Below are 23,065 nucleotides of genomic sequence, written 5' to 3' on the forward strand. Positions count from 1 at the left end.
AAAAAAGCGGCTAATCATAGCTCAGCGCAACGCATTTGAGAATGCTGGATTTTTGGCACTGCCGCGAGCGTCCAGTTGGCAACGGCCATTTTCAGCAGTTCGTCAATACGCAGATCCTGCCATTCGTTGGTTACATTCTGGTTGAGAAATCGCAGCGCGTCGATCAAAACAGGACGCGGATCGCCGTCTGGCAGGGCCGGGGCGTGGTTCTGCTTTGACAATTTAAAGCCCTGCGCATTGACCGCCAGCGGCAGATGAATGTAGTCCGGGGCCGTCCAGCCAAACTGGTGATACAGCGATATTTGTCGCACGGTCGGCTCGACCAGATCCGCCCCGCGCACAATTTCCGTCACGCCCTGAAAACGATCGTCGACGACCACCGCCAGGTTATAGGCGAAAAGGCCGTCACGGCGGTGAATAATAAAATCCTCACGCGCCAGACGTTCATCGGCATGAATCTCACCGGAGAGGAGATCGTTAAAGTGCGTCACCGGGGAGCGCTGCTTTATACGTACGGCGGCATTTTCCGGGGGAAGATTAAGCGTGCGGCAGTGGCCGTCATAGACGCCACCCACGCTCTGGATACGCGCGCGGGTGCAGGTGCAGTTATAGGAAAGCCCCCGATCGCGAAGCCAGGCCAGACGTTCCCGATAGGCATCGTGACGTTTTGACTGCCAGAGCACCTCGTCATCCCAGTGAAGACCGTAATGTTCCAGCTGACGCAGAATAGTGTCTGCAGCACCGGGAACTTCACGAGGAGGGTCAATATCTTCAATGCGTACGAGCCATTTTCCCAGGCGGGCGCGAGCCTGCAGGTAGCTGCCGAGCGCGGCAATCAATGAGCCGAAGTGTAATTCACCGGAAGGAGATGGCGCGAAGCGCCCAATATAGTGTGATTCAGACATATCAACAGTAACAAGGCGGGAGAGACTCCCGCCTTTGGAGTGTGTGAACAGCGCTGGTATTAACCGGCCATCTGTTTTTCGCGGATTTCGGCCAGCGTTTTACAGTCGATGCACAGATCGGCGGTTGGACGCGCTTCCAGGCGACGAATACCGATTTCAACACCGCAGGATTCGCAGTAGCCAAAATCTTCGTCTTCGACTTTTTTCAGCGTTTTCTCGATCTTTTTGATCAGTTTGCGTTCGCGGTCACGGTTACGCAGTTCGAGGCTGAACTCTTCTTCCTGAGCGGCACGGTCTACCGGATCCGGGAAGTTGGCAGCTTCATCCTGCATATGAGTAACGGTGCGATCGACTTCATCCCTGAGTTGATTACGCCATGCTTCAAGAATACGCTTGAAGTGCGACAGCTGGGCTTCGTTCATATACTCTTCGCCCGGCTTCTCTTGATACGGCTCCACCCCAGCGATGGCGAGAATACTCAGGGACGATGTTTTACGGTTTTGCCCTTCTTGCATGTTGCTTCTCCTTAACACGCACTATCGATCCCCGTGTTGGGGGAAAAATCAGGTCGCTATAAATAGCAGATGCTTTTCCGTAAGGCAATTATCTAAACGTAACACTTGACAAGCCTGTGAGGAAAAGCGTATTTGCGCACGCGGCCAGAACACTTATTCGACAATCGTCTAATCCCTTACAAGACAATGGGAAGAGAGGATCTCAGAGTCATATTATCGGCAGAAAGTTCCGCTTTATAAGCGAAAACCTCTACCCCCTGCTTTTGTGCCTCATTCAACAATTGCGCGTATTTAGGATCAATATGGCGGGCAGGGGAGAAACGTTCAATGGCTGAATGCAACACCGCAAACAGCAATACGGCGCGTTTGCCCGCCGCCGCAACACTCATTAGCTCTCGCAGATGCTTCTGGCCACGCAGCGTTACCGCATCCGGGAAGTAGCCATTTTCCTGTTCCGCTAACGTCACTGATTTTACTTCAATATAGCACTCGGGCCTGTCTTCCGCCTGTAACATGAAGTCAATTCTGCTGCCTTCATCGCCATATTTCACTTCACTTTTATGCGTGCCATATCCCACCAGTTCGGGAATGGCGCCAAGGGTCAGCGCTTCCTTAACCAGCTGATTTGCGCGCTGGGTATTAACGCAAATAAATGCTCCGTTTTGGGTTTCGGTCACTTCCCAGGTATGGGCATATTTGCGTTTACTATTTTCTGATGTGGAATACCAGACCCTGTCACCCGGCGTCGCACACCCCGTCATGGCGCCGGTATTGGGGCAGTGCAGGGTGAGATGAACCCCTTCGGGGGTGATCACGTCGGCGAGGAAGCGTTTGTAGCGTTGGATAAGCGTAGCGTGCTGCAGGGAAGGACTAAACTTCATCAGAATTCCTTTCGGTGTTGCCCAGCGTCCAGCGCTGTAGTGGCGTATAGCGGGTGCGTCCCTGTGCAAAGACGGATTCGTAAAGCGCGAATGCGTTGACCGGAAAGGCCCAGTGAAAACCCGGCGGCGGGATGGCAACGGCCTGACCGGCATCGCGCAGCAGCGTGATATGTGGATGAAACGGCTGTGGGCTCTGATAACAGCCGCTGCGCGCCGCCTGGGCGCGCAGCATATTCGCCAGCTGCAATAAGCCGCGCGGCGGCTGGCGCGTTCCCAGCCACACCACGCGCGAACGCGGCCACTGGCCCGCGTCGTCGAGGTGCAGCGTAAATTCCGGCTGGGCAATACGCCCGGCCATTGCGGCTAACGCCCGCTGTTTTTCGGCACTGACGTCGCCCAAAAAGGCCAGCGTCAGGTGCAGGTTGGCCGCCGCGACAGGGCGGCCCGCTTCCGGCGGAAAGCAATCGGCGCGCCAGCGAACAATTTGACGCTGTATTGTGGTGGGCAATTCAATGGCAAAAAACAGCCGTTTCGACTCAGGCATACGGAGGACTCGGTAATGATATGCGCCGATGCTACAATGTACGCCGACTAATGTTAACCCTCTGGAGCTGTTAGTGTCCTCATTGCCGGTCGCCGTCATTCTTCCTGAGCTTCTCGCTGCCTTACACCATTCCCCACAGGTTTTGCTGAATGCCCCAACGGGCGCGGGCAAGTCCACCTGGCTGCCGCTGCAGATTCTGAAAGACGGAAATATCCGCGGGAAAATTATCCTGCTGGAGCCGCGCAGGCTGGCCGCGCGCAACGTGGCTCAGCGTCTGGCGGAGCTGCTGAATGAAAAACCGGGCGAAACGGTAGGTTACAGGATGCGTGCCGAGACCTGCGTTGGTCCGAACACGCGTCTTGAAGTGGTCACCGAGGGTATTCTCACCCGCATGCTGCAAAACGATCCGGAGCTGAACGGCGTCGGGCTGGTGATCCTCGATGAATTCCACGAGCGCAGCCTGCAGGCGGATCTGGCCCTCGCGCTGTTGCTGGACGTGCAGCAGGGGCTGCGCGACGATCTCCGGCTGCTTATTATGTCGGCCACGCTGGATAACGAGCGGCTACGACAGGCATTACCCGATGCGCCGGTCATCAGCTCGGAAGGGCGGGCGTTTCCGGTTGAACGCCGCTATCAGCCGCTTCCCTCCCACCAGCGTTTTGACGAGGCCGTCGCCATTGCCACCGCTGAGCTGCTGCGCCAGGAAGCCGGTTCCCTGCTGCTGTTTTTACCCGGCGTGGGCGAAATCCAGCGCGTGCAGGAGCAGCTTTCTACCCGCACAGGCGCCGACGTGCTGCTTTGCCCGCTCTACGGCGCGTTGTCGCTACAGGATCAGCGTAAAGCGATCCTTCCCGCGCCGGCGGGGCAGCGCAAGGTGGTGCTGGCAACCAACATTGCTGAAACCAGTTTGACCATTGAAGGGATTCGCCTGGTGGTGGATAGCGCGCAGGAGCGGGTGGCAAGCTTTGACCCGCGTACCGGGCTGACTAAACTCCTGACGCAGCGCATCAGCCAGGCGTCGATGGTGCAGCGCGCGGGCCGCGCGGGGCGTCTTGAGCCGGGCATCTGCCTGCATTTGACCAGCGCGGAGCAGGCTGAACGCGCTGCACAGCAAAGCACGCCGGAAATTTTACAAAGCGATTTGTCTGGTCTGGTGATGGATCTGCTCCAGTGGGGCTGCCCGAACCCTGAGCAGCTCACCTGGCTTAATCCTCCTCCTGTCGTAAACCTCACCGCTGCGCGCACGTTGCTGACCCAGCTTGGCGCGCTGGAAGGCGAGCGTCTGACGGCGCGCGGCCAGAAAATGGCGGCGCTGGGCAACGATCCGCGTCTGGCCGCGATGCTGGTGGCCGCGCAAGGGGATGATGAAATTGCCACGGCGGCAAAACTGGCGGCTATTCTTGAGGAGCCGCCTCGCGGTGGCAGCAGCGATCTGGGGCAGGCGTTTTCGCGCAGCCAGGGTAACTGGCAGCAGCGGGCGCAGCAGCTGGGTAAACGCCTGAATAGCCGGGGAGGAGCGCCTGACAGCGACAAGATTGCCTTCCTGCTGGCCCAGGCTTTCCCGGACAGGATTGCGCGTCGGCGCGGGCTGGACGGTCGCTACCAGCTGGCAAACGGTATGGGGGCGATGCTGGACAGCGATGACGCGCTGACGCGTCACGAATGGCTGATCGCCCCGCTGTTGCTGCAGGGCAGCCATTCTCCGGATGCGCGTATCCTGCTGGCGATAGCCGTAGAGATTGACGCCCTGACGCGTGCCTGTCCGCAGCTGCTTCAGCAATCTGATACCGTGGAATGGGATGACGCCCAGGGCACGCTGAAGGCCTTTCGTCGCAGCCAGATTGGCAAGTTGACGCTTGGGACGAAGCCGCTGGCGAAGCCGTCGGAAGACGAGCTTCATCAGGCGATGCTGAACGGAATTCGGGAAAAAGGGCTGAGCGCCCTGAACTGGACGCCGGAAGCGGAGCAGTACCGCATTCGTCTGCACTGCGCCGCGAAGTGGCTACCGGAATACGGTTGGCCTGCGGTGGATGACGAGACGCTGCTCGCTACGCTTGAGCGCTGGCTACTGCCGCAAATGAGCGGCGTACACTCTCTGCGAGCCCTTAAGGCGCTTGATGTTAAGACCGCGTTACAGAATTTACTGGACTGGTCATTACGTCAACGTCTGGATAGTGAACTGCCAGGGCATTACACTGTGCCGACCGGAAGCCGGATTGCCATCCGTTATCATGAGGATAATCCGCCGGCGCTGGCGGTTCGGATGCAGGAGATGTTTGGTGAAGCCACCACGCCGTCCATTGCGGAAGGGCGTGTGCCGTTAGTGCTTGAGCTGCTGTCGCCTGCGCATCGTCCATTACAAATCACCCGAGATTTGGGTGCGTTCTGGGCGGGAAGCTACCGTGAAGTGCAAAAAGAGATGAAGGGGCGATATCCCAAACATGTCTGGCCGGACGATCCGGCGAATACGGCGCCGACGCGGCGAACGAAGAAATATTCGTAAAAGGGGAGTGCGGCCTGATGCCCTCACCCCGGCCCTCTCCCACGGGGAGAGGGAGAAAACACTAAAGACTTTCCTGACAGGAAAGTCTTGCTGTTTATTTTGAGAGATTTCTTCTTTCACAGGCCTGTGAAAGAAAAGAAAATCTGGCCTTTGCGCCTGAAAGTTGCGGAGAAAAAGCATGGCGGGGAATGACCGCGAGCCAATAGGACGTAAGGGAAAACCAACGCGTCCGGCGAAAGAAAAGGTAAGCCGTCGTCGCCTCAGAGATGAGGACTATGACGATGATTATGAAGACGATTATGAGGATGAAGAACCGATGCCGCGTAATGGAAAAGGCAAAGGGCGTAAGCCTCGGGGCAAGCGCGGCTGGTTCTGGCTGCTGCTGAAGCTGTTTATTGTTTTTGTTGTCCTGATGGCGATTTACGGCGTGTATCTGGATCAGAAGATCCGCAGCCGTATCGACGGTAAAGTCTGGCAGCTCCCTGCGGCAGTGTATGGCCGTATGGTGAACCTTGAGCCAGATATGTCCATCACCAAGAACGAGATGGTTAAACTGCTGGAAGCCACCCAGTATCGTCAGGTATCAAAAATGACGCGGCCTGGCGAATTTACCGTGCAGTCCAACAGCATTGAGATGATTCGTCGTCCGTTTGATTTCCCGGACAGCAAAGAGGGGCAGGTGCGCGCGCGTCTGACCTTTGACGGCGATCGTCTGGACACCATCGAGAACATGGATAACAACCGTCAGTTCGGTTTCTTCCGTCTCGATCCGCGTCTGATCACCATGCTTTCGTCAGCAAACGGCGAGCAGCGCCTGTTCGTGGCGCGTAACGGCTTTCCGGATCTGCTGGTTGATACGCTGCTGGCAACCGAAGACCGTCACTTCTACGAGCACGATGGCATCAGCCTCTACTCGATTGGCCGTGCGGTACTGGCTAACCTGACTGCCGGTCGCACCGTGCAGGGAGCGAGTACGCTGACCCAGCAGCTGGTGAAAAACCTGTTCCTCTCCAGCGAACGCTCTTACTGGCGTAAAGCGAACGAAGCCTACATGGCCGTGCTGATGGATGCGCGCTACAGCAAGGATCGTATCCTTGAGCTGTACATGAACGAGGTGTACCTCGGTCAGAGCGGCGATAACGAAATCCGCGGCTTCCCGCTGGCGAGTCTGTACTACTTTGGTCGCCCGGTAGAAGAGCTGAGCCTGGACCAGCAGGCGCTGCTGGTGGGCATGGTGAAAGGGGCGTCCATTTATAACCCGTGGCGTAACCCGAAACTGGCGCTGGAGCGTCGTAACCTCGTTCTGCGTCTGCTGCAACAGCAGCAGGTGATTGACCAGGAGCTGTACGACATGCTGAGCGCGCGTCCGCTGGGCGTTCAGCCGCGCGGCGGCGTGATTTCGCCTCAGCCTGCGTTTATGCAGCTGGTGCGTCAGGAGCTGCAAAGCAAGCTCGGTGATAAGGTCAAAGATCTCTCCGGCGTGAAGATCTTCACTACCTTTGACTCCGTGGCGCAGGATGCGGCCGAAAAAGCGGCTGTGGAAGGCATTCCGGCACTGAAGAAACAGCGTAAGCTCTCCGATCTGGAAACCGCGATGGTGGTGGTTGACCGTAACACCGGCGAAGTGCGCGCGATGGTGGGCGGGGCCGAGCCGCAGTTTGCGGGCTACAACCGTGCGATGCAGGCGCGTCGCTCAATCGGCTCTCTGGCAAAACCGGCAACCTACCTCACAGCCCTGAGCCAGCCAAATCAGTATCGCCTGAATACCTGGATTGCGGATGCGCCGATCTCACTGCGCCAGCCTAACGGCCAGGTCTGGTCACCGCAGAACGATGATAAACAGTTCAGCGGCCAGGTCATGCTGGTGGATGCGTTGACCCGTTCCATGAACGTGCCAACGGTGAACCTGGGCATGTCGCTGGGACTGCCGGCGATTGTCGATACCTGGCAAAAACTGGGCGTGGCGAAAGATCAGCTGCATCCGGTGCCGGCGATGATCCTCGGTGCGCTTAACCTGACGCCGATCGAAGTGGCGCAGGCATTCCAGACCATTGCCAGCGGGGGCAACCGCGCGCCGCTGTCTGCCCTGCGCTCAGTGATTGCCGAAGATGGTTCCGTGCTGTATCAGAGCTTCCCGCAGGCGGAGCGTGCCGTTCCCGCTCAGGCCGCCTATATGACGCTGTGGACGATGCAGCAGGTCGTGCAGCGCGGTACCGGCCGTCAGCTGGGCGCGAAGTATCCGGGTCTGCATCTGGCGGGTAAAACCGGGACCACCAACAACAACGTCGATACCTGGTTCGCCGGTATTGATGGCCGTGAAGTGGTGATCACCTGGGTAGGCCGCGACAACAACCAGCCGACCAAGCTGTACGGCGCGAGCGGGGCGATGTCGATTTACCAGCGCTATCTGGCGAATCAGTCTCCTGTGCCGCTGAATCTGGTTGCGCCGGAAGATATCGTCGATATGGGCGTGGACAGCTCCGGTAACTTCGTCTGCGGCGGCGGGATGCGTACGCTGCCTGTCTGGACCGCAAACCCGGACTCGCTGTGCCAGCAAAGCCAGCCAGAACAGCCAACGGGTAACCCGTTCGACCAGTCTTCTCAGCCACAGCAGTCGCAGCAGCAACAGCCGCAGCAGCAGAATGAGAAGAAAGACAGCGACGGTGTCGCGGGCTGGATTAAAGACATGTTCGGCGGTAACTAACCTTTTAAAGCCCTCTTCCCTGGAAGGGGGCTTTTTTTACCCGTAAACCTCATTTCGTTAACCCTCGCTTTAACTCTGATTAACCCTTCGTTTTCTCTTGATGATTTCTTAAACCCTTAATTCTCATAGGGCCGCTTACTGCTTGCTATGCAACCAGCGTTTCGCATATTATTCTGGCGCTCATAATAATAATTCTCGTTTACGTTATCATTCACTTTCACATCAGAGATTCAACATGGCGCTTTCCAATACTGCTCAGCCAATGAACACGTCGCTGCGTAAGCTCGCGGTCGTCGTCGCCACAGCGGTTGCCGGCATGTCTGCTTATGCTCACGCGGCCGAAACCCCGAAAAAAGAAGAAACCATTACGGTAACCGCAGCACCTGCGGCACAGGAAAGTGCCTGGGGGCCTGCTGCGACCATCGCCGCACGGCAATCCGCGACCGGAACCAAAACGGATACCCCTATTCAAAAGGTTCCACAGTCTATTTCTGTGGTCACGGCCGAAGAGATGGCGCTGCATCAGCCGCGCTCGGTGAAAGAAGCCCTGAGCTACACGCCGGGCGTTGCGGTAGGCACGCGCGGCGCGTCTAACACCTATGACTATTTGATCATCCGCGGCTTCGCGGCCGATGGCCAGACGCAGAATAACTACCTCGACGGCATGAAAATGCAGGGGAACTTCTATAACGACGCGGTAATTGATCCTTACATGCTGGAGCGCGCCGAAATCATGCGCGGTCCGGTTTCCGTTCTGTACGGCAAAAGCAGCCCGGGCGGTTTGCTGAACATGGTCAGTAAGCGCCCAACAACCGAGCCGCTGAAAGAGATCCAGTTCAAAGTCGGCACGGATAGCCTGTTCCAGACCGGGTTTGACTTTAGCGATGCGATCGACGACGACGGCGTTTACTCTTATCGCTTAACGGGCGTTGCGCGTTCTAATAACGCTCAGCAGGAGCGTGCGGAAGAGCAGCGTTACGCCATCGCGCCATCGTTCTCCTGGCGTCCGGATGATAAAACCACCTTCACGTTCCTCTCCTACTTCCAGAACGAGCCTGAAACGGGCTACTACGGCTGGTTGCCAAAAGAGGGAACGGTTGAGCCGCTGCCGAACGGCGATCGTCTGCCGACGAACTTCAACGAAGGCGCGAAGAACAATACCTATTCCCGTAACCAGAAAATGGTGGGATACAGCTTCGACCACGAGTTCAACGATACCTTTACCGTGCGTCAGAACCTGCGCTTTGCCGAGAACAAAACCTCGCAAAACAGCGTATATGGCTATGGCGTCTGTACCGATCCGGCAAACAGCGGCAACAAACAGTGTGCCGCGCTAGCGCCATCGGACAAAGGCCATTATCTGGCGCGTAAATACGTTGTCGATAACGAAAAGCTGCAGAACTTTACCGTTGATACCCAGCTGCAGAGCAAATTCTCAACCGGCGAGGTGGACCACGTCCTGCTGACCGGCGTTGACTTTATGCGCATGCGAAATGACATCAACTCCTGGTTTGGTTACGACGACTCTGTTCCGCTGCTGGATCTCTACAATCCGGTGAACAGCGATTTTGATTTCGGCTCAAAAGATCCCGCGACCTCCGGCCCATATCAGATCCTCAACCGTCAGAAACAGACGGGGCTGTACGTTCAGGATCAGGCGCAGTGGGATAAAGTGCTGGTAACCCTGGGCGGCCGTTATGACTGGGCCGATCAGGAATCCTACAACCGCGTGACGAACACCACCTCCAAACGTGATGATACCCAGTTCACCTGGCGCGGTGGCGTTAACTATCTGTTTGATAACGGCGTAACTCCGTACTTTAGCTACAGCGAATCGTTTGAACCGGCTTCGCAGACCGATGCCCAGGGCAAGCTGTTCTCGCCGTCTAAAGGCAAACAGTACGAAGCGGGCGTGAAATACGTGCCGAACGATCGTCCGATCGTCGTCACCGGTGCGTTGTACCAGCTGACCAAAACCAACAACCTGATGGCGGACCCGGCGGGCTCCTTCTTCTCGGTTCAGGGCGGTGAAATCCGCGCGCGTGGCGTAGAACTGGAAGCGAAAGCGGCCCTGTCTGCAAGCGTCAACCTGGTGGGTTCTTATACCTACACCGATGCGGAATACACCACGGACACCACCTACAAAGGCAACACGCCTGCTCAGGTGCCAAAACACATGGCATCGTTGTGGGGTGATTACACCCTGTTTGACGGTGCGCTGTCGGGTCTGACGCTGGGTACCGGCGTGCGTTACACGGGCTCAAGCTATGGTGATCCGGCGAACTCCTTCAAGGTGGGCAGCTACACCGTTGTCGATGCGCTGGTCAGATACGATCTGGCACGCGTTGGCATGGCTGGCTCAAACGTGGCGCTGCACGTGAACAACCTGTTCGATCGTGAGTACGTTGCCAGCTGCTTCAATACCTACGGCTGCTTCTGGGGTGCTGAACGTCAGGTTGTTGCCACCGCGACCTTCCGCTTCTAATCTCTCTTCGGGCACGGTTCGCCGTGCCCTTTTTATTTAAGTTGGCTGATATGCAGGATATTCAAACGCAACCCGACACCACCTTTACGCTCAATCATCTCTCCTTTCGCGTACCCGGGCGCACGCTGCTGCATCCGCTCTCTCTGACGTTCCCTGCCGGTAAAGTGACGGGCCTGATTGGTCATAACGGTTCCGGTAAATCCACGCTTCTCAAGATGCTGGGGCGCCATCAGCCGCCTTCAGAAGGCGATATTCTGCTGGATGACCAACCGCTGGAGAGCTGGAGCAGTAAAGCCTTTGCCCGCAAAGTGGCCTATCTGCCGCAGCAGCTGCCGCAGGCGGAAGGGATGACGGTGCGCGAGCTGGTGGCGATTGGGCGTTATCCGTGGCACGGTGCGCTTGGGCGCTTCGGCGTCGCCGACAGAGAGAAGGTGGAAGAGGCGATTGCGCTGGTCGGGCTAAAACCGCTGGCGCACCGTCTGGTGGATAGCCTGTCCGGCGGCGAACGTCAGCGCGCGTGGATCGCGATGCTGGTGGCGCAGGACAGCCGCTGTCTGCTGCTGGATGAACCGACCTCTGCGCTGGATATCGCCCATCAGGTCGACGTCCTGGCGCTGGTGCATCGCCTGAGCCAGCAGCGTGGCCTGACGGTCATTGCGGTCCTGCACGATATCAACATGGCCGCGCGCTATTGTGACTACCTCGTCGCGCTGCGCGGGGGCGAGATGATTGCCCAGGGGACACCGGCAGAGCTGATGCGCAGCGAAACGCTGGAACATATTTACGGTATTCCGATGGGTATTCTGCCTCACCCGGCCGGGGCTGCACCGGTGAGCTTTGTCTACTGATGCTGAATAACACACGCATTAGCCGCCGTCGCCTGCTGACGGCGATGGCGCTCTCGCCGCTGCTGTTAAAAATGAATACGGCGCGTGCCGCCGCCGTCGATCCGCACCGTATTGTGGCTCTGGAGTGGCTGCCGGTCGAACTGATGATGGCGCTCGGCGTCACGCCCTATGGCGTGGCGGACATTCCTAACTATAACCTCTGGGTGAACGAGCCAAAGCTGCCGGACTCGGTGATCGACGTCGGCCTGCGTACGGAGCCAAACCTTGAGCTGCTCACCCAGATGAAACCCTCGTTCCTGTTCTGGTCCGCGGGCTACGGCCCGTCAGAGGAGACCATGGCGCGCATTGCGCCGGGACGTGGATTTGCTTTCAGCGACGGTAAAAAACCGCTGGCCGTGGCGAAAAACTCGATTAACGAGATGGCGCACTTTCTCAACCGCGAAGCGGAGGCCAAAAAGCATCTCGACGAATTTGATGCCCTGATAGACTCCCTGAAGCCGCGCTTTGCTCACCGGGGCGATCGTCCGCTGCTGATGGTGACGCTGCTGGATGCCCGCCATATGCTGGTCTTCGGTAAAAACTGTCTGTTCCAGGAGGTGCTGGACAGCTTCGGCATTCGCAATGCCTGGGAAGGGGAGATGACCTTCTGGGGCAGTACCGCCGTGGGTATCGACCGCCTGGCGGCGTTTCGCGATGTGGACGTGCTCTGTTTCGACCACGGTAACGAACGCGACATGCAAACCCTGATGGCGACCCCGCTCTGGCAGGCGATGCCGTTTGTGCGCGAGAAGCGCTTCCAGCGCGCCCCGGCGGTCTGGTTCTACGGCGCGACGCTGTCGGCCATGCATTTTGCCCGCGTGCTGGATAACGCCCTGGGAGGTAAAGCATGAGTACGCGTATCGCCCGCTTCCCGGCGCTGCTGTTATCTCTGCTTTTTCTGGTTGCGCTGGTATTAACCGGGTTCAACCTCTCCGCGGCCTTACCGCGCGCGCAGTGGGGGGCCGCTCTGGCCTCGCCGGATATCGACAATATTCAGCAGATGCTGTTCCACTACAGCCTGCTGCCGCGTCTGGCGATCTCCCTTTTGGTCGGGGCCGGCTTAGGGCTGGTGGGCGTGCTGTTCCAGCAGGTTTTACGTAACCCGCTGGCAGAGCCAACCACGCTCGGCGTCGCGACCGGCGCGCAGCTTGGGATCACCATCACCACGCTGTGGGCGCTGCCGGGAGCGTTAACCTCGCAGTTTGCAGCACTCGCGGGGGCGTGCGTGGTGGGCGCGCTGGTCTTTGGCGTGGCCTGGGGCAAGCGCCTTTCTCCTGTGACGCTTATTCTGGCCGGGCTGGTGGTGAGCCTGTACTGCGGGGCGATTAACCAGCTGCTGGTGCTGTTCCATCACGATCGGCTGCAAAGCATGTTCCTGTGGAGTACCGGCACGCTCACCCAGACCGACTGGAGCGTTGTAGAGCACCTCTGGCCGCAGCTGGCTGGCGGCGTCGTGCTGACGCTGCTGCTCCTGCGCCCCCTGACGCTCATGGGGCTGGATGATGGCGTGGCGCGTAACCTGGGGCTGGCGCTGTCGCTGGCTCGTCTGGCGGCGCTGACGCTGGCGATTGTATTGAGTGCCCTGCTGGTCAACGCGGTTGGCATCATCGGGTTTATCGGCCTGTTTGCGCCGCTGCTGGCGAAAATGCTCGGGGCGCGTCGCCTGCTGGCGCGTCTGATGCTGGCGCCGCTGATTGGAGCGCTGATCCTCTGGCTTTCCGATCAGCTTATTCTCTGGCTGGCGCAGGTCTGGAGGGAAGTGTCCACCGGCTCTGTGACCGCGCTTATCGGGGCGCCGCTGCTGCTGTGGCTGCTGCCGCGCTTGCGCAGCATGAGCGCACCGGCGATGGACGCCGGCGATAAAGTCTACGCTGAACGTCAGTCGGTGCTGTGGTTTAGCCTTGCCGGTCTGGCGGTGCTGATTATCGCCTCGTTCGCGGCGCTCTCATTCGGACGCGATGCCATGGGCTGGCACTGGGCAACGGGTGATTTACTCAATGAACTGGTGCAATGGCGCTGGCCGCGTATCTTCGCTGCGCTGATCGCAGGGGTGATGCTGGCAGTGGCGGGGTGCATTATTCAGCGTCTGACCGGCAACCCGATGGCAAGCCCTGAAGTGCTTGGGATCAGCTCTGGCGCCGCCTTTGGCGTGGTACTGATGCTGTTCTTTGTGCCGGGGAATGCATTTGGCTGGCTGATGCCTGCCGGCAGTATCGGCGCGGCAATCACGCTGATGATTATCCTGATTGCCGCCGGTCGCGGCGGGTTTTCGCCGCACCGCATGCTGCTGGCCGGGATGGCGCTCAGCACCGCATTTACCATGCTGCTGATGATGCTGCAGGCCAGCGGCGATCCGCGTATGGCGAAGATCCTGACCTGGATTTCCGGCTCGACGTACAACGCCACCGGCAGCCAGGTGGTCTGGTCCGGGATCGCGATGCTCGTGCTGCTGGCGATGGTGCCGCTGTGCCGCCGCTGGATGACCATTCTGCCGCTCGGCGGCGAAACCGCGCGTGCGGTGGGAATGGCGCTGACGCCAGCGCGCGTGGCCCTGCTGCTGCTGGCGGCGTGCCTGACGGCTGTGGCAACCCTGACGATTGGACCGCTGAGTTTTGTCGGATTAATGGCGCCGCACATTGCCAGAATGATGGGATTCCGCCGGACGATGCCGCATATCGTCATGTCGGCCCTGACGGGCGGGGTGATGCTGGTGTTTGCGGACTGGTGCGGAAGAATGGTGCTGTTCCCGTATCAGATCCCGGCGGGTCTGCTGTCGACCTTTATCGGTGCGCCGTACTTTATTTATCTGTTGAGAAAGCAGAGTCGGTAATAAAAGTAAACGGCAATCCTTTAATTGCCGTTTTAGTGTTTGCTCCCTCTCCCCGTGGGAGAGGGTTGGGGTGAGGGCATCAAGCCGCACATCTTACAGCTTCGCAAACACCTTGCGCGCCGCGTCGATGGAGTTGTTGATATCTTCTTCGCTGTGCGCCACGGACATAAAGCCCGCTTCGAACGCGGACGGCGCCAGGTACACGCCTTCGTCCAGCATCAGGTGGAAGAAGCGCTTGAAGCGTTCAACGTCGCACTTCACCACGTCCTGATAGCAGGTCACGGTTTTCGCATCGGTGAAGAAAATCCCGAACATGCCGCCCACGTGGTTAACCACCAGCGGAATACCCGCTTCTTCTGCCGCTTCCAGCAGACCGTTTGCCAGCTGCGAGGTCAGGTCGGTCAGGGTTTCGTGAATACCCGGCTGTGCCACTTCGGTCAGGCAGGCAAAGCCCGCCGCCATGGCGATAGGGTTACCGGAAAGCGTGCCCGCCTGGTAAACCGGGCCGGTTGGCGCCAGGGCTTCCATCACGTCCTTACGACCACCGAATGCGCCGACCGGCATGCCGCCGCCGATGATTTTGCCGAGGCAGGTCAGGTCCGGCACGACGTCGTAGTAAGACTGGGCACCTGCCAGCGCCACGCGGAAGCCGGTCATGACTTCATCGATGATCAGCAGCGCGCCGAACTCGTCGCACAGGGCGCGCAGGCCCGGCAGGAAGTCAGGCTGCGGTGGGATACAGTTCATGTTGCCGGCAACCGGCTCAACGATGATGCAGGCGATTTCCTGCGGATACTGCTCGAACGCCGCGCGAACGGTAGCAAGATCGTTGTAGGTGCAGGTCAGGGTGTGCTTCGCGAAATCTGCCGGTACGCCAGGCGAGTTCGGCTGGCCGAGCGTCAGCGCGCCGGAACCGGCCTTCACCAGCAGACAGTCGGCATGGCCGTGGTAACAGCCTTCAAACTTGATGATTTTATCGCGACCGGTAAAACCGCGCGCCAGGCGGATGGCGCTCATGGTGGCTTCGGTACCGGAGTTCACCATACGCACCATGTCCATGGTAGGCACCAGTTCGGTCACCAGCTCCGCCATTTTCACTTCCATTTCGGTTGGCGCACCGAAGCTCAGGCCGCGCTGGGCGGCTTCAATTACCGCGTTACGAATGGCCGGATGGTTGTGCCCCAGCACCATCGGCCCCCAGGAACCCACATAATCGATATAGGCTTTGCCATCGACATCATACAGATACGCGCCGTCAGCACGTTCGATAAACAGCGGCGTACCGCCCACGCCGGTGAAGGCGCGCACAGGTGAGTTCACGCCACCCGGAATAAGCTCGCGGGCTGCACTGTAGAGGTTTTCAGAGTTGCTCATGGCGTCGTTCCTGGTTCGAATAAAATGGTTAAGCCCACTATTCTATGTGATTCGGGGAAGGTTATGAAATTTTTAGCCGGGCAATGCTTTAAGATTTGTTAAGTAATTTTCAGGAGACGGTAGGGCCGTCTCTGGTAAAATCCTCGCGGCTTTTTGTGTGACAAATAAGAACAGGACATGAAATCAGATTCTCCGTCTTTTGAAGAACAACAGTTTACGCGCGCCCAGCACCGAATCAGCATTCGGCGGCTGCTCAATCGCGATAAAACGCCGCTGGCGATCCTGCTGGCCGCTGCCGTGGTGGGTACTCTCGCGGGCCTGGTTGGCGTGGCGTTTGAAAAAGCGGTTAATGCCGTACTCAACTGGCGAGTGGGCACCGTGGCCGGTTTCGCCGACAGCGAATGGCTGGTCTGGGTGTGGGCATTCGGGCTGTCCGCGCTGTTTGCCATGGTGGGGTATTTTCTGGTGCGAAAATTCGCGCCGGAAGCGGGGGGATCGGGCATCCCGGAAATTGAAGGCGCGCTGGAGGAGCTGCGTCCGGTGCGCTGGTGGCGGGTGATTCCGGTTAAGTTCATCGGCGGCATGGGGACTCTGGGCGCGGGAATGGTGCTTGGACGGGAAGGACCCACGGTACAGCTGGGGGGGAACGTCGGCCGTATGGTGGGCGATCTGTTTCGGATGCGAAGCGCCGAAGCGCGCCATACGCTGCTGGCAACCGGCGCGGCGGCGGGGCTTTCCGCCGCGTTTAACGCGCCGCTGGCGGGCATTTTGTTCATTATCGAAGAGATGCGCGCGCAGTTCCGCTACAACCTGATCTCAATTAAAGCGGTATTCACCGGCGTCATTATGTCGAGCATCGTGTTTCGCATCTTTAATGGCGAGGGAGCGGTCATTGAGGTGGGTAAACTGACCAACGCGCCGGTCAACACCCTGTGGCTTTACCTGATCCTCGGCATGATTTTTGGCGTGGTGGGGCCGCTGTTTAACACCTTTATCCTGCGCGCTCAAGATATGTTCCAGCGCATTCACGGCGGGAACACCACGAAATGGGTGCTGATGGGCGGTCTGCTGGGCGGAATGTGTGGCGTACTCGGGTTTATCGAGCCGAATGCCGCAGGCGGCGGGTTCGGGCTGATTCCCATTGCGGCGGCGGGGAATTTCAGCGTGGGTCTGCTGCTGTTTATGTTTATCTCCCGGGTTATCACGACGGTACTGTGCTTCTCTTCCGGCGCGCCCGGGGGGATTTTTGCCCCGATGCTGGCGCTGGGTACGCTGCTCGGCACCGCGTTTGGTATGGCGGCTGAAGTGGGCTTTCCCGCCTATCACCTTGAAGCCGGGACCTTTGCGGTGGCCGGAATGGGGGCGCTGCTGGCCGCGTCCCTGCGTGCGCCCTTGACCGGGATCGTGCTGGTGCTGGAAATGACGGACAATTACCAGCTCATTTTGCCAATGATCATCACCTGTCTCGGCGCGACACTATTAGCCCAGTTCCTGGGTGGAAAACCGCTATATTCCACCATCCTCGCGCGTACCCTGGCGAAACAAGAGGCTGAGCGGGCCGCCACGCAGAATACTTGAATGAATTACCAGGGTATTAGATAATGAGACAAAGAATTGGGTGAATTTTACCCAATGGCAGTATTCATGGGAGCATAAGATGAGTGATGACGTAGTAGCTGTACCGCTCGAATTTACCGAAGCAGCAGCCAACAAAGTGAAAGTCCTGATTGCCGACGAAGACAATCCGGATCTGAAACTGCGTGTTTATATTACCGGTGGCGGCTGCAGCGGCTTCCAGTATGGTTTTACCTTTGACGATCAGGTTAACGATGGCGATATGACTATCGAGAAACAGGGCGTCGCGCTGGTGGTTGACCCGATGAGCCTGCAATATCTGGTGGGTGGTTCGGTGGATTACACCGAGGGTCTGGAAGGTTCGCGCTTTGTGGTCACGAACCCGAATGCGACAAGCACCTGCGGGTGTGGATCTTCGTTCAGCATCTAAGAGAGTGCGGGCTGATGCCGTTACTCCGTCCCTCTCCCACAGGGAGAGGGAGAAAAGACTAAAAACGGTAACCTTGCGGTTACCGTTTTGCTTTTACCTGCCATTATCATCCAGCGCAAACGTCGGCAGCTTCAGGTGCCAGCGTATCGCCGCTAAGCGTATCACCAGCGTCACGACCATCCCCAGCATCGCGGCATTTTCCAGCGGGAGGGCAAAGGTGTAGTACGCGGTAGCGTGAACAATCCCGCCCACGATGCAGGCCGTCGCGTAAATTTCAGTACGCAGGATCATCGGCACTTCACGCGCCAGAATGTCGCGAATGATCCCACCGCCCACGCCGGTTAATACGCCCATGCAGATTGCCACCATCGGACCGGTACCGGCATTAAACGCCTTGTTGACGCCAATACCGACAAACACGGCCAGACCCACGGCATCCAGTACCGGCAATATCCACTTGGGTAAGCGGCGGGGCTGGCGAACCAGCACAATGGTTAACAGGCAGGTGACCATCGCGACCACCAGATCGGTAGGATCTTTCACCCAAAACACCGGGCCATTTGCCAGCGCCATATCGCGGATAGTCCCGCCGCCGACGGCGGTCACGACGCCCAGCACCAGCACGCCAAACGGATCCATGCGTAGTTTTCCGGCGAGCAGAACGCCGGAGATAGCAAAAACGGCTGTGCCAAGAATATCCAGCCAATAAACGAGCATCGTTAAATCCTCGAAAAGGGTCTTATGTTAGTGACTCTCTGCCAGCGCGGCACAGAGCTGTTTTGCGGCGAGGATAATACGCGGGCTGGCGCGTTCAAACCAGTCGCTGTTGAGCGGGATCACCGGAATTTTTAGCTGCTTTTGCCAGAATTGTTCAATTTTAGGAATCTCGCTCGCATTTCCGACCACGACGATGGCCTGCGGCTGGCGCGCCAGCACCTGTTCGCGGCTCACCTGAGGCCACGGCACCCGGCTGGCAGCAAAGATATTTTCACCGCCACAGACTTCCAGCACCTGGTTCTGAATCGACCCTTTTCCTGTGGTGAACAGCGGCTGGCTGCCAAACTGCAGGAAGATGCGTTTTTTAACAGGGGTATCGTATCGGGATTTCAGCGCGGCATAGTCGCTCAGCATCTGTTTCGCCGCAGCCTCGGCTTTTTTGGGCGTAGGGCTGTAGGGTGCCAGGGCGCGTAGCGCCTGAGCGACCTGCTCAATGCTGACGGCATCAATCCACATGACCTTTATGCCAAGCGAGGTGAGCTGGTTGACCTGCCGCTCGGCGTTGCCGCCGCGCCAGGCCAGCACGAGATCCGGTTTAAGCGCCACGATGCGCTCAAGGTTCATCCCCTGCCAGGTTGCCACCTGTTCAATACCCGCGGCTTGTGGTGGGTAATCCGAAAAGCTACTCACGCCAACGGGCGTGATCCCGGCGGCAAACGCCAGTTCCGTATTTGCGGGAGAGAGAGTAATCACGCGCGGTAACGCATAGAGCCACAGCGGGGCGAGAAGAAGCAGGGCGGCCAGCGCCCTGACGGTATGTTTAGCCACGTGCCAGATTCTGCACCAGGCGCTCCACCATCACGGTGGACTGTTTTGCCGCAACGGTCAGGAACTCGTCGAAGCTGATGTGGGACTGCTGGTCTGCCACGTCAGAGATGGCGCGAACCACCACGAACGGTACGCTGAAGTTATGGCAGACATGAGCGATCGCGGTCGCTTCCATCTCAACGGCAACCGCCTGAGGGAAGTTATGACGGATTTTCGCCAGCCCAACGGAGCCGTTGATGAAGGCATCACCGCTGACAATCAGACCGCGTACCGCGTTGAGGTTGAGTTCTGCGATGCAGGTCTCTGCCGCCGCAATCAGTTTGTCGTCAGCTTTAAAACCAGCAGGGCAGCCCGGGAGCTGGCCGTACTCGTAACCGAACGCGGTGACGTCGGCATCGTGGTAACGCGCTTCGTCGGAAACAACGATATCGCCCACTTTCAGCGTCGGCGCCAGGCCGCCCGCAGAGCCGGTATTCACGATCACGTCCGGCTTGCAGCGCTCAAGCAGCAGGGTTGCACCCAGCGCAGCAGCCACTTTACCGATGCCTGATTTCAGCAGAGCCACGTCAACACCGTTCAGCTGGCCGGTGTAGATCTCACAACCTCCCAGAGAGAGGGTCTGACGGTTCTCAATTTTGTCACGCAGCAGCGTAACTTCTTCTTCCATTGCACCAATAATGCCGATTTTCATAGATTTACTCGCGATGTGCCTTGTTAAGATGCATAGTCTATCATGCGGTTAAGGGGAAACGCATTCTCACGCGGGGGAGCACATGTCACCAATCGATTTTCGCACCAAAATAAACTGGCACCGACGTTTCCGTTCGCCGCAGGGCGACAAGAGCGAACATGAGATCCTGCGTATCTTCGAAAGCGATCGCGGGCGGATCGTTAACTCGCCTGCCATCCGCCGTCTGCAGCAAAAAACTCAGGTGTTCCCGCTGGAGCGTAACGCCGCGGTGCGCACGCGCTTAACCCACTCGATGGAAGTGCAGCAGGTCGGGCGCTACATTGCCAAAGAGATTTTGAGCCGTCTCAAAGAGCAGCGTTTACTGGAAACCTATGGTCTGGACGAGCTGACGGGGCCCTTCGAGAGCATCGTTGAGATGGCCTGCCTGATGCATGACATCGGCAACCCGCCTTTCGGCCACTTTGGTGAGGCGGCTATCAATGACTGGTTTAAGCAGCGGCTTTATCCTTCGGATGCGGTAAGCCAGCCCCTCAGCGATGACCGCTGCATCGTACGCGATTTACGCCTGCGTGAAGGTGAAGAGGGGCTGAACGATCTGCGCCGCAAAGTGCGCCAGGATTTGTGTCACTTCGAGGGCAACGCGCAGGGGATCCGGCTGGTTCATTCCCTGATGCGCATGAACCTGACCTGGGCACAGGTCGGCTGCATTCTGAAATATACGCGTCCCGCGTGGTGGATGGGGGATACGCCCGCGTCCCACAGCTATTTAATGAAAAAACCGGGCTATTACCTTTCCGAAGAGGCCTATATTGAACGGTTACGTAAAGAACTTTCATTGACGCCAAACGGCCGCTTTCCATTGACGTGGATTATGGAAGCCGCCGATGATATTTCCTATTGCGTGGCCGATCTGGAAGATGCCGTGGAGAAAAGAATCTTCAGCGTCGAGGAGCTTTATCAACATCTTTATGCGTCCTGGGGTACCCATGAAAAAGGTTCGCTGTTTGCGCAGGTGGTCGAAAATGCCTGGGAAAAATCGCGCTCAAATACATTAAGCCGCAGTACGGAAGACCAGTTCTTTATGTATTTGCGGGTCAATACATTAAATAAGCTGGTGCCGTATGCGGCGTCGCGTTTTATTGATAATTTGCCGCTCATTTTCAGCGGGGAATTCAACCACGCGCTGCTGGAAGATGACAGTAGTTTCAGTCAACTCCTTGAGCTTTATAAACATGTGGCGATGCGGCATGTATTCAGCCATCCGGATGTCGAGCAGCTAGAGCTGCAGGGCTATCGGGTAATCAGTGGGTTACTGGAAATTTATTCCCCGTTGCTTCAGCTGTCGGTCGATGAATTCAGCGAACTGGTGGAACACGAGCGCGTGCGCAGAATACCCATCGAATCGCGGCTTTATCAGAAACTTTCTACCCGGCATCGTCTGGCGTATGTCGAAGCGATTGGTAAGCTGGAACGCAACTCTCCCCAATGGCCGGTGATGGAATATTATTATCGCTGCCGTCTTATCCAGGACTATATCAGCGGCATGACGGATTTGTATGCCTGGGATGAATACCGCAAGCTCATGGCGGTGGAATAATTCCGGAGTTTTGTAAAGACGGCCAATAAATTTTTACCTTTTCCATAAACTTATCGCCGGAACTAAGCGGTATAAAATGAATCTGAGTTACACAGCAATTTTGCGTTACCTGTAAATCGAGATTGAGAAACATGAAAAAAACCACATTAGCAATGAGTGCACTGGCTCTGAGTTTAGGTTTAGCGCTGTCTCCTCTGACTGCTACTGCAGCCGAGACCGCGTCGTCGGCAGCAACCGCGCAGCAGATGCCAAGCCTGGCACCGATGCTCGAAAAAGTGATGCCATCGGTGGTGAGTATTAACGTTGAAGGCAGTACGACCGTCAATACGCCGCGTATGCCGCGTAACTTCCAGCAGTTCTTCGGCGACAACTCGCCGTTCTGCCAGGACGGTTCGCCATTCCAGAGCTCTCCGTTCTGTCAGGGCGGCGGTGCCGGGGATGACAGCCAGGGCGGCGGCCAGCAGCAGAAATTCATGGCGCTTGGCTCGGGTGTCATTATTGATGCGGCGAAAGGCTACGTCGTCACTAACAACCACGTTGTCGATAACGCGAACAGCATTAAGGTTCAGCTGAGCGATGGCCGTAAGTTCGACGCCAAAGTAGTGGGTAAAGACCCGCGCTCCGACATCGCGCTGATCCAGATTCAGGATCCGAAAAACCTGACGGCGATTAAAATTGCCGACTCCGACGCGCTGCGCGTGGGCGACTATACCGTGGCGATCGGTAACCCGTTCGGTCTGGGTGAAACCGTGACATCCGGTATCGTCTCAGCGCTGGGTCGTAGCGGCCTGAACGCGGAAAACTACGAAAACTTCATCCAGACGGATGCGGCGATCAACCGCGGTAACTCCGGCGGTGCGCTGGTGAACCTGAACGGTGAGCTGATCGGTATCAACACCGCTATCCTGGCACCGGACGGCGGCAACATCGGCATCGGTTTTGCTATCCCGAGTAACATGGTGAAAAACCTGACCGCGCAGATGGTGCAGTATGGCCAGGTGAAACGCGGCGAGCTGGGTATCCTCGGTACGGAGCTGAACTCCGAACTGGCTAAGGCGATGAAAGTTGACGCTCAGCGCGGGGCATTCGTCAGCCAGGTGATGCCGAATTCTTCTGCGGCGAAAGCGGGCATTAAAGCGGGGGATGTGATCACCTCCCTGAACGGTAAACCGATCAGCAGCTTTGCCGCCCTGCGTGCCGAAGTGGGCTCGATGCCGATTGGCAGTAAAGTGACCCTCGGCCTGCTGCGCGACGGTAAGCCGGTTAACGTGAGCCTGGAGCTGCAGCAGAGCAGCCAGAATCAGGTGGATTCCAGCACCATCTTCAGCGGTATTGAAGGTGCCGAGATGAGCAATAAAGGCGCAGACAAAGGCGTGGTGGTGAACAACGTGAAAGCGAATTCACCGGCAGCCCGTATCGGCCTGAAAAAAGGCGATGTGATCATGGGCGCTAACCAGCAGCCTGTGAAAAACATCGCTGAACTGCGCAAAATTCTCGACAGCAAGCCTTCCGTGCTGGCGCTGAATATCCAGCGTGGTGATACCTCTCTTTATCTGCTGATGCAGTAATCCTCTGAAGCCCCTGTTCGCGGGGGCTTTC

Annotated in this window: 18 protein-coding genes; 10 read left to right on the forward strand and 8 right to left on the reverse strand. The window is 57.9% G+C overall.

All coding sequences use genetic code 11. The annotated features are described in order from the left end of the window. Positions 1–14: 14 nt before the first annotated feature. The 4 genes from gluQRS to thpR form a co-directional block, all read right to left on the reverse strand. Positions 15–905: a tRNA glutamyl-Q(34) synthetase GluQRS gene (gluQRS, locus tag LBF07_RS15120; protein ID WP_047060102.1), complete on the reverse strand. Its 891-nt coding sequence runs from the start codon at positions 903–905 to the stop codon at positions 15–17. Positions 906–964: 59 nt separating this feature from the next. Further along, a complete protein-coding gene (gene dksA, locus LBF07_RS15125; protein ID WP_001155232.1) occupies positions 965–1,420 on the reverse strand; it encodes an RNA polymerase-binding protein DksA in 456 nt (151 codons plus the stop codon). Between the two features lie 176 nt (positions 1,421–1,596). After that, positions 1,597–2,301: a DNA/RNA nuclease SfsA gene (gene sfsA / locus LBF07_RS15130; RefSeq protein WP_094934543.1), complete on the reverse strand. Its 705-nt coding sequence runs from the start codon at positions 2,299–2,301 to the stop codon at positions 1,597–1,599. Next, the gene (gene thpR, locus LBF07_RS15135; RefSeq protein ID WP_023310437.1) at positions 2,291–2,845 is read right to left on the reverse strand and encodes an RNA 2',3'-cyclic phosphodiesterase; all 555 of its coding nucleotides are present in this window, start codon (positions 2,843–2,845) and stop codon (positions 2,291–2,293) included. Before thpR ends, sfsA begins: the two co-directional genes overlap by 11 nt. A 73-nt stretch (positions 2,846–2,918) precedes the next feature. Between thpR and hrpB the strand changes: the two genes are divergently transcribed. The 6 genes from hrpB (at position 2,919) to fhuB (ending at position 14,254) form a co-directional block, all read left to right on the forward strand. Next, on the forward strand, positions 2,919–5,348 hold the full coding sequence (gene hrpB / locus LBF07_RS15140) for an ATP-dependent helicase HrpB (RefSeq protein WP_112778037.1): 2,430 nt from the start codon (positions 2,919–2,921) through the stop codon (positions 5,346–5,348). 178 nt (positions 5,349–5,526) lie between these two features. Beyond that, positions 5,527–8,052, forward strand: coding sequence for a bifunctional glycosyl transferase/transpeptidase (mrcB, locus tag LBF07_RS15145; RefSeq protein WP_094934545.1), 2,526 nt, complete (start codon positions 5,527–5,529; stop codon positions 8,050–8,052). Positions 8,053–8,287: 235 nt separating this feature from the next. Beyond that, positions 8,288–10,537 carry a ferrichrome porin FhuA gene (fhuA, locus tag LBF07_RS15150; protein WP_033144662.1) on the forward strand — a complete coding sequence of 750 codons (2,250 nt, stop codon included), beginning with the start codon at positions 8,288–8,290 and terminating at the stop codon, positions 10,535–10,537. A 50-nt stretch (positions 10,538–10,587) separates the two neighbouring features. After that, a complete protein-coding gene (fhuC, locus tag LBF07_RS15155) occupies positions 10,588–11,385 on the forward strand; it encodes a Fe3+-hydroxamate ABC transporter ATP-binding protein FhuC (RefSeq protein ID WP_033144663.1) in 798 nt (265 codons plus the stop codon). Further along, positions 11,385–12,275, forward strand: coding sequence for a Fe(3+)-hydroxamate ABC transporter substrate-binding protein FhuD (fhuD, locus tag LBF07_RS15160; RefSeq protein ID WP_033144664.1), 891 nt, complete (start codon positions 11,385–11,387; stop codon positions 12,273–12,275). Before fhuC ends, fhuD begins: the two co-directional genes overlap by 1 nt. Beyond that, the gene (gene fhuB, locus LBF07_RS15165; protein WP_094934546.1) at positions 12,272–14,254 is read left to right on the forward strand and encodes a Fe(3+)-hydroxamate ABC transporter permease FhuB; all 1,983 of its coding nucleotides are present in this window, start codon (positions 12,272–12,274) and stop codon (positions 14,252–14,254) included. Before fhuD ends, fhuB begins: the two co-directional genes overlap by 4 nt. Before the next feature lie 93 nt (positions 14,255–14,347). Here fhuB and hemL read toward each other — a convergent pair whose 3' ends face one another. Continuing rightward, positions 14,348–15,628 carry a glutamate-1-semialdehyde 2,1-aminomutase gene (gene hemL, locus LBF07_RS15170; protein WP_094934547.1) on the reverse strand — a complete coding sequence of 427 codons (1,281 nt, stop codon included), beginning with the start codon at positions 15,626–15,628 and terminating at the stop codon, positions 14,348–14,350. A gap of 177 nt (positions 15,629–15,805) precedes the next feature. Between hemL and clcA the strand changes: the two genes are divergently transcribed. Together clcA and erpA are read left to right on the forward strand one after the other, a co-directional pair. Further along, entirely contained in the window at positions 15,806–17,206 is a 1,401-nt protein-coding gene (gene clcA, locus LBF07_RS15175) for a H(+)/Cl(-) exchange transporter ClcA (RefSeq protein ID WP_039260615.1), read from the forward strand. 79 nt (positions 17,207–17,285) lie between these two features. After that, complete coding sequence (gene erpA, locus LBF07_RS15180; protein ID WP_023310446.1) at positions 17,286–17,633, forward strand: iron-sulfur cluster insertion protein ErpA; 348 nt, start codon at positions 17,286–17,288, stop codon at positions 17,631–17,633. Between the two features lie 93 nt (positions 17,634–17,726). Here the strand turns inward: erpA and LBF07_RS15185 are convergent, their stop codons facing one another. From LBF07_RS15185 to mtnN, 3 genes are read right to left on the reverse strand one after another with little or no spacing between them, the layout of a single operon-like run. Beyond that, entirely contained in the window at positions 17,727–18,350 is a 624-nt protein-coding gene (locus LBF07_RS15185; RefSeq protein ID WP_023310447.1) for a TRIC cation channel family protein, read from the reverse strand. Between the two features lie 27 nt (positions 18,351–18,377). After that, a complete protein-coding gene (gene btuF / locus LBF07_RS15190) occupies positions 18,378–19,178 on the reverse strand; it encodes a vitamin B12 ABC transporter substrate-binding protein BtuF (RefSeq protein WP_047060090.1) in 801 nt (266 codons plus the stop codon). Next, positions 19,171–19,869 (reverse strand): 5'-methylthioadenosine/S-adenosylhomocysteine nucleosidase, encoded by a 699-nt coding sequence (gene mtnN, locus LBF07_RS15195; RefSeq protein ID WP_014882620.1) that lies wholly within the window; start codon positions 19,867–19,869, stop codon positions 19,171–19,173. The genes btuF and mtnN overlap by 8 nt, the downstream gene beginning before the upstream one ends. An 82-nt stretch (positions 19,870–19,951) precedes the next feature. Between mtnN and dgt the strand changes: the two genes are divergently transcribed. Together dgt and degP are read left to right on the forward strand one after the other, a co-directional pair. Continuing rightward, positions 19,952–21,466 carry a dGTPase gene (gene dgt, locus LBF07_RS15200; RefSeq protein ID WP_033144669.1) on the forward strand — a complete coding sequence of 505 codons (1,515 nt, stop codon included), beginning with the start codon at positions 19,952–19,954 and terminating at the stop codon, positions 21,464–21,466. 131 nt (positions 21,467–21,597) lie between these two features. Next, the gene (gene degP / locus LBF07_RS15205) at positions 21,598–23,034 is read left to right on the forward strand and encodes a serine endoprotease DegP (RefSeq protein ID WP_024907518.1); all 1,437 of its coding nucleotides are present in this window, start codon (positions 21,598–21,600) and stop codon (positions 23,032–23,034) included. Positions 23,035–23,065: the final 31 nt, after the last annotated feature.

It is taken from the genome of Enterobacter cloacae complex sp. ECL352, assembly GCF_020149545.1.
GTDB lineage: Bacteria > Pseudomonadota > Gammaproteobacteria > Enterobacterales > Enterobacteriaceae > Enterobacter > Enterobacter asburiae_B.